Origin of the sequence: Parendozoicomonas callyspongiae (genome assembly GCF_023502345.1) — a bacterium.
Taxonomy (GTDB): Bacteria; Pseudomonadota; Gammaproteobacteria; order Pseudomonadales; family Endozoicomonadaceae; genus Sansalvadorimonas; species Sansalvadorimonas callyspongiae.
This window is the reverse complement of record NZ_JAMFLX010000040.1, coordinates 20,465-27,089: the sequence shown is the minus strand read 5'-3', so window position 1 is coordinate 27,089 and position 6,625 is coordinate 20,465. Positions and strand designations below refer to the sequence as shown.

Genomic DNA, 6,625 nt, shown 5'->3' with positions numbered 1-6,625 from the left:
TGACTAGCTGACATAAAACGAGAAGTAGTAACGAAGAGCCTCTATCAGCTCATCATAATGAACGGAACTCTGGGTGATAATGTATCCGGAATCAAAACTCTCAGCGTCAACATCTGGACGACACCACTGACAGCGCGCATCGAAATCAATATAACGCTTGTTCATCCAGGCTTCTGGCAGCGCAATTCTCATATTGAAGACACTGCCTGTTTCCATTCGAAAACGGGTAATCAGCATAAGTCCATTTCGACTGATATTACCTATATACCCAAGCTCTCTTCCGGTTCGGCGGTTATAGACTTTCAAAAAACAATCAAGCTTGTTTTGATGAATTTTGAACTCTGACTGTGCAAATGCTTTTTTTGACATATCCGATACTTCCCTGCTGCACTCGGAGTCATTGCGCCATCAGATTTGTCGTTATTATCGGGGGCTAGAAACCGTTCTTATTGTTTGCCCTGCAATATCACAGAAGCATTAGGAAAAGCCCTCCTGAATTCAGCTCCGGGACACTCGAACCACCCACGGAAAGCCAGGAACTTCGGGCCTTTCACACCAAAGACTAGAGCAGCACAATAACTGCCCCTTGTAACGGTTCTTTCTAGATAGAGATAAATTAATTCCAGAATTCACAAATTAATCAGAAACAGGAATAAGTAATGCAGATATCAATTACCAGACGACACTGGCTTTCATAAACATGACAATCATGAATCATTTCCCAAAATTCTCGGTAATGAACCTGCTGCCATCCCGACAAAAGCTAAAGCCTCAGGATCCAAGAAACACCCTGATCAGTGCCCTGAAACCGGCTGAAAACAGTCACAAAAAGTCTTTAAATTGAGCGTTATGAAAGATCATTAAACATAACCCGTCGACCTGACAAAAAGCCCACTAAAACAGAAAAGCAGGGGCTTCCGTCAGGTCTTATCCATCAGGAATACACCACCTTCACCCGCTGCATCCCATAGCGATCCCGCAGCATCTGCACCAGCTCATCACCAGGGCTGACTGTCCATTGATCTCCCAGCTGAATCACCCCACGGGCATCATCCTTCTCAAAACGGATAACAACCGGAGTATTACCTCGATGCTCTGCCAGAAGTGTCTGAATCTGGCCGGTAAAGCCAGCTCTGCAATCAGCTGAATCCATGCCAATTTCCAGTTCTTTGACATAATGACTTCGGGCATCGACCAGGCTCATTATATTGCGGGCATTCGCCTTCAGCGCACCAGAGTAATCATCAAAGCTAACCTCGCCTTCAACAACGACCAGCGAATCTTTCACTAACAGGTGTTGGTTCTTGGCAAAAGCATCAGAGAAGACGGAAACCTCAATCCGCCCGCTCCGATCATCGAGTGTCAAGAATCCCATCTTATCGCCGCGTTTGTTCTTCATAACCCGCATATTGACGATAAGACCGGCGATGTTGATATTGTCCCGGCTTGGCTGCAGATCAGAGATGCGATTGCGGACAAAATGTCGCAGTTCCTGCTCATATTCATCAATGGGATGGCCGGTCAGATACAGGCCAAGAGTCTCTTTCTCGCCTCTCAGGCGTTCCTTATCCGGCCATTCGCGAATACCCATGTATTTGTCATAAGCATCATCCTTCTGCTCCGGCGCTAAACCTCCAAACAGATCACCCAAACCGCCTGCAGCACTGCGGGCAGCCTGATCGGCAGCCTTTACAGCTTCTTCCATGCTGGCATCAAGAATGGCGCGATTCTGGTTAAGAGACTTCTTGCCAGGACAAGGACCAAGATGATCAAAAGCACCTGAACGTATCAAAGCCTCCAGGCAGCGCTTGTTAACCTTCTTGCAGTCAATTCTCTGGCAGAAATCAAACAGATCACGGAAAGGACCACCTTCAGAACGGGCCTGAACGATGGATTCGATTGGGCCTTCACCAACTCCCTTGATCGCTCCAAGACCGTAAATAATATTGCCTTCGCCATCAACGCCAAACAGAAAGTCGCCACTGTTCACATCAGGTGGAAGCACGTTGAGCTTCATATTGCGGCACTCTTCGATAAACGTCACCACCTTATCGGTGTTCTGCATATCGGAAGACATGACAGCCGCCATAAACTCTGCAGGGTAATGCTTTTTCAGCCAGAGAGTCTGGTAAGACACCAGCGCATAAGCCGCCGAGTGAGACTTGTTAAAACCGTAACCGGCAAACTTTTCTACCAGGTCAAAGATCTTCATGGCAAGCTCGCCATCCACACCTTTCGACTTGGCACCGTCCTCAAAGACAGCCCGCTGCTTGGCCATTTCCTCAGGCTTTTTCTTACCCATGGCCCGGCGCAGCATATCTGCACCACCCAGGGTGTAGCCTGCCAGCTCCTGGGCAATCTGCATAACCTGCTCCTGGTACAGGATAATGCCGTAGGTAGGCTCAAGAATCGGCTTCAGCCATTCATGCTGCCACTGCACATCGGGATAGGAGATTTTCTCCCGGCCATGCTTCCGGTTTATAAAGTTATCCACCATGCCGGACTGCAGGGGGCCAGGCCGGAACAAAGCTACAAGTGCGATAATATCTTCGAAACAGTCAGGCTGAAGACGCTTAACCAGATCCTTCATCCCGCGGGATTCCAGCTGGAATACAGCGGTCGTCTCTGCTGATTTCAACAATTCGAAAGACGCTGGGTCTTCCAGATCGATATGCATGATATCGATAGGCTCTTTACCCTCACGCTCAAGGCGTGGGTTAACCATCTTCAGTGCCCAATCGATGATGGTCAGAGTTCTCAGACCCAGGAAGTCAAACTTCACCAGACCGGCAGTTTCTACATCGTTCTTATCATACTGAGTAACAAGGCCATGGCCGCTTTCATCACAATACAGTGGCGCGAAATCAGTCAGCTTGGTAGGGGCGATAACCACACCACCGGCGTGCTTACCAACGTTCCTGGTCACACCCTCCAGTTTGAGAGCCATCTCCCAAACTTCGCGGGCATCGTCATCATTATCGAGAAAGTCCCGCAGCGCCTCTTCCTGGTCAAAGGCCTTTTTCAGGGTCATTCCCACTTCAAAAGGAATCAGCTTGGAGAGCTTGTCCGCCATACCATAGGATTTACCCTGAGCACGGGCCACATCCTTAACTACGGCCTTAGCCGCCATGGTACCGAAGGTAATGATCTGGGAAACCGCATTTCGTCCGTAAGTTTCAGCGACATAGTCGATAACCTTATCCCGGTTATCCATGCAGAAATCGACGTCAAAGTCAGGCATGGATACCCGTTCCGGGTTCAGGAATCGTTCGAACAGCAGGTCATACTGCAGAGGGTCGAGGTCGGTAATTTTCTGGGCATAAGCCACCAGAGAACCGGCACCGGAACCACGCCCGGGGCCTACAGGAACACCGTTATCCTTACCCCACTGGATAAAGTCCATTACGATCAGGAAGTAACCCGGAAATCCCATCTGCAGGATAATATCGAGCTCGAACTCCAGCCGGTCATAATATTCCTTGCGCCGAGCTTCATAGTCCGGGGCATCCGGATCAAGAATGAACTTCAACCGATCTTCCAGACCATCCGCAGAAAACTTGCGGAAGTAATCATCCATGGTCATGCCTTCCGGCACAGGGAAATCGGGAAGATAATAAGTCCCCAGAGGCACATCGACACTGCAGCGTTTGGCAATTTCAATAGTGTTGGCAATGGCCTCAGGGATATCTGAAAACAGCTCCCACATCTCTTCCGGGGTTTTCAGGTACTGCTCTTCGGAATAGTTTCTTGGGCGACGCGGGTCGTCCAGTGTCCGGCTTTCACCGATACAGACACGGGCTTCATGAGCTTCAAAGTCATCACGATCCATAAACATAACGTCGTTGGTCGCAACAACCGGCACATTCATTCGACCGGCCAGCTCAACAGCCGCATGCAGATATTCTTCATCTCCCGGACGAGAAGTGCGCTGAATTTCCAGATAGAACCGGTCACCAAAAGCCTGCAGCCACTCTTCCATCAGCTGATCGGCAAACTGGGGATGACTGCCCAGCAGAGTATGTCCGATTTCCCCGCGACGCCCGCCAGACAGCGCAATCAGCCCTTCGTTCTGGGCAAAGATCCACTCCCGCTGGATTAATGCCTTACCCTGATGCTGGTTTTCCTGAAAACCTTTGGACACAATTTCCAAAAGATTCTTGTAACCTGTTGTGTTCATGCACAGCAGCACAAGCTGGGTCGGAGGCTCATCAGCAATAGGGCTTTCGACCCAAACATCACAACCACAGATCGGCTTCAATCCCGCACCCTGCGCGTTTTGATAAAAACGCACCAGAGAACACATATTGGCCTGATCGGTAACGGCAACGGCAGCCATTCCTCTGTCTGCAACCTCCTTTATCAGAGGCTTTATGCGAACAAGACTGTCGACAAGAGAGAATTCAGAATGAACTCGCAGATGAACAAACTGTGCCGGTTGAGATGACATTGAGGTCTCAGAGTATCGAATGATTATGTACGCAATAATACCAGCCGAAGGTGGTTTTGCGCATCACATTAGGTTCTGTTGATATAAGTTTATGCATTCAGCGCCAGCGAGGCTTTTCAGATCTAGACGCAGACGTGAAGGAATACTGGTTGTCTTTCGAACGGCTGCAACGACGAGCTGAAAAGCCTCGCTGACGCCCTTCGGGTGGCCCAGAAAGCCGCCACTCCCTACGTCAGGCTTGCTCGATGTAGAACCACTACACCTTCACAAGCCTTTCTTGCGATTAGCGGCTTTCTGAGCCACTGAATCGCACAAACTTATATCAACAGAACCTAAAACAAGGAAAAACTATCGGGAGCTGAACAGTCCAGCTCCTGATTTCATGAAATATTTTCTGGCAGGCAATCACGCACAGGCTTGAATGATCGGCGATGAATTGGCGTAACACCCAGCTTTTTTATAGCTTCCATATGAGCCTTGGTGGGATAGCCCTTATGATCGGCGATTCCGTACCCCGGGTACTGGCGATCAAGCTCAACCATCTCACGATCACGCGCAACTTTGGCCAAGATAGATGCCGCTGAAATCTCGGCAATACGACCATCACCTTTGACTTCTGCACGAGCCGGAATGCCAAAGTCAGGTGTGCGGTTACCATCCACAAGCACAAGCGTCGGTTTCACAGATAAACCGGCAACAGCACGCTGCATAGCCAGCATGGTGGCCTGCAGAATATTAATCTGGTCTATCTCTTCAACCTCAGCCCTGCCAATCGACCATGACAGTGCTTTCTCCTGAATCTCATCAAAAAGGGCATTTCGCTTTTTTTCGCTCAGCTTTTTTGAATCGTTCAGGCCCAGAATCGGGTTATCAGAATCAAGAATAACGGCAGCTGTTACCACAGCGCCACAGAGAGGGCCACGACCAACCTCATCAACACCAGCAATAATTTCATCTGCAGATCTATCAGCAAACAGCTCAAAACCGGTTTGAACCCATTCGGTCATACGGTCTCTCCTACCGGGTCTTTGGCCACTACTTTGCGTCCAATCACTCCCATGACTGCTTCCGCAGCACGGGCACTGGCATCCTGCTTCAGTTCCCGGTGTATCCGGTAGTACTCTTCTGTCAGCTCACGGTTATGCTCTGATTTATCCAGACAGGACAGTGTCGCCTGACACAAAGCCTCAGCAGTTGCCTCTTCCTGAAGAATTTCCGGAATAATTTCTTTTCCGGCCAGAAGATTAGGCAGCGAACAAAAATCAACTGTCACCATGCGACGGATGATGGCGTAGGACAGACCATTCATTCGGTAGCTGATCACCATTGGCTTTTTGTGCAGAAGACCTTCCAGGGCAGCAGTACCGGATGCCATTAACAAAGCATCGGATGCAGTCATAACCTCATGAGATTGCCCATCCAGTAATGTCACCGGTAAACCGGGATATTCAGCCAGAAGGGCTTCCAGCTGCTCTTTACGCTGGGCACTGGCACAGGGAACCAGAAATTCCAGATCACTTCGCTGCTCCTGCATACCTTTGGCCGCATTCAGAAACAGTGGTGCAAGCCTTTTGACCTCACCACTGCGACTACCAGGAAGAATGCCAACCACAACATCATCAGCGGCCAGGCCAAGCTTATCTCTGGCTTGAGATGTCTTAGGCTCAAGCGCTATCTGGTCAGCTAAAGGGTGGCCAACAAATGTAACCGGTACACCATGCTCCTGATAAACCTTTGCCTCAAATGGCAGCAGGCAGAGCATATGATCGACTGAATCACGAATTTTGAAAATGCGTTTCTTACGCCAGGCCCAGACAGAAGGGCTGACATAGTGCATGGTGGTCACACCAGCCTCACGAAGAGAACGCTCCAGGGGCAGGTTAAAATCTGGAGCATCTATACCAATAAAGACGGCTGGAGGCTCACCGATAAACTTCTCACGCAGACTTTTACGAATTCCCAGCAGCTCTTTCAGACGCCCAAGAACCTCGACAAGCCCCATAACCGAGAGTCTGTCCATTGGGAACAGGGATTCAAAACCCTCGGCAATCATCAGGGGGCCACCGATACCGACAAAGCGAGCACCTGGACAGTGTTCACGCAGGTAACGGATCAGGCCAGCCCCGAGAATATCCCCGGAAGCCTCACCGGCAACTAGTGCAAATGTAACAGACATGA

Annotated in this window: 4 protein-coding genes; all 4 read right to left on the bottom strand. The window is 49.8% G+C overall.

Going from position 1 to position 6,625, the window contains the following annotated elements:
* Positions 1-3 precede the first annotated feature (3 nt).
* The 4 genes from M3P05_RS18955 to lpxB all read right to left on the bottom strand — a co-directional run bounded on the left by M3P05_RS18955 (position 4) and on the right by lpxB (position 6,623).
* Positions 4-369 (bottom strand): PilZ domain-containing protein, encoded by a 366-nt coding sequence (locus M3P05_RS18955; RefSeq protein ID WP_249701680.1) that lies wholly within the window; start codon positions 367-369, stop codon positions 4-6.
* A gap of 565 nt (positions 370-934) precedes the next feature.
* The gene (dnaE, locus tag M3P05_RS18950; protein WP_249701679.1) at positions 935-4,447 is read right to left on the bottom strand and encodes a DNA polymerase III subunit alpha; all 3,513 of its coding nucleotides are present in this window, start codon (positions 4,445-4,447) and stop codon (positions 935-937) included.
* 380 nt (positions 4,448-4,827) lie between these two features.
* On the bottom strand, positions 4,828-5,454 hold the full coding sequence (gene rnhB, locus M3P05_RS18945) for a ribonuclease HII (RefSeq protein ID WP_249701678.1): 627 nt from the start codon (positions 5,452-5,454) through the stop codon (positions 4,828-4,830).
* Complete coding sequence (gene lpxB, locus M3P05_RS18940; RefSeq protein WP_249701677.1) at positions 5,451-6,623, bottom strand: lipid-A-disaccharide synthase; 1,173 nt, start codon at positions 6,621-6,623, stop codon at positions 5,451-5,453. Before lpxB ends, rnhB begins: the two co-directional genes overlap by 4 nt.
* Positions 6,624-6,625 lie beyond the last annotated feature (2 nt).

Bases quoted from the DNA above. Each gene is read 5' to 3' on its own strand.
- M3P05_RS18955 (WP_249701680.1), bottom strand. From the start codon at position 369: ATGTCAAAAAAAGCATTTGCACAGTCAGAGTTCAAAATTCATCAAAAC.
- dnaE (WP_249701679.1), bottom strand. From the start codon at position 4,447: ATGTCATCTCAACCGGCACAGTTTGTTCATCTGCGAGTTCATTCTGAA.
- rnhB (WP_249701678.1), bottom strand. From the start codon at position 5,454: ATGACCGAATGGGTTCAAACCGGTTTTGAGCTGTTTGCTGATAGATCT.
- lpxB (WP_249701677.1), bottom strand. From the start codon at position 6,623: ATGTCTGTTACATTTGCACTAGTTGCCGGTGAGGCTTCCGGGGATATT.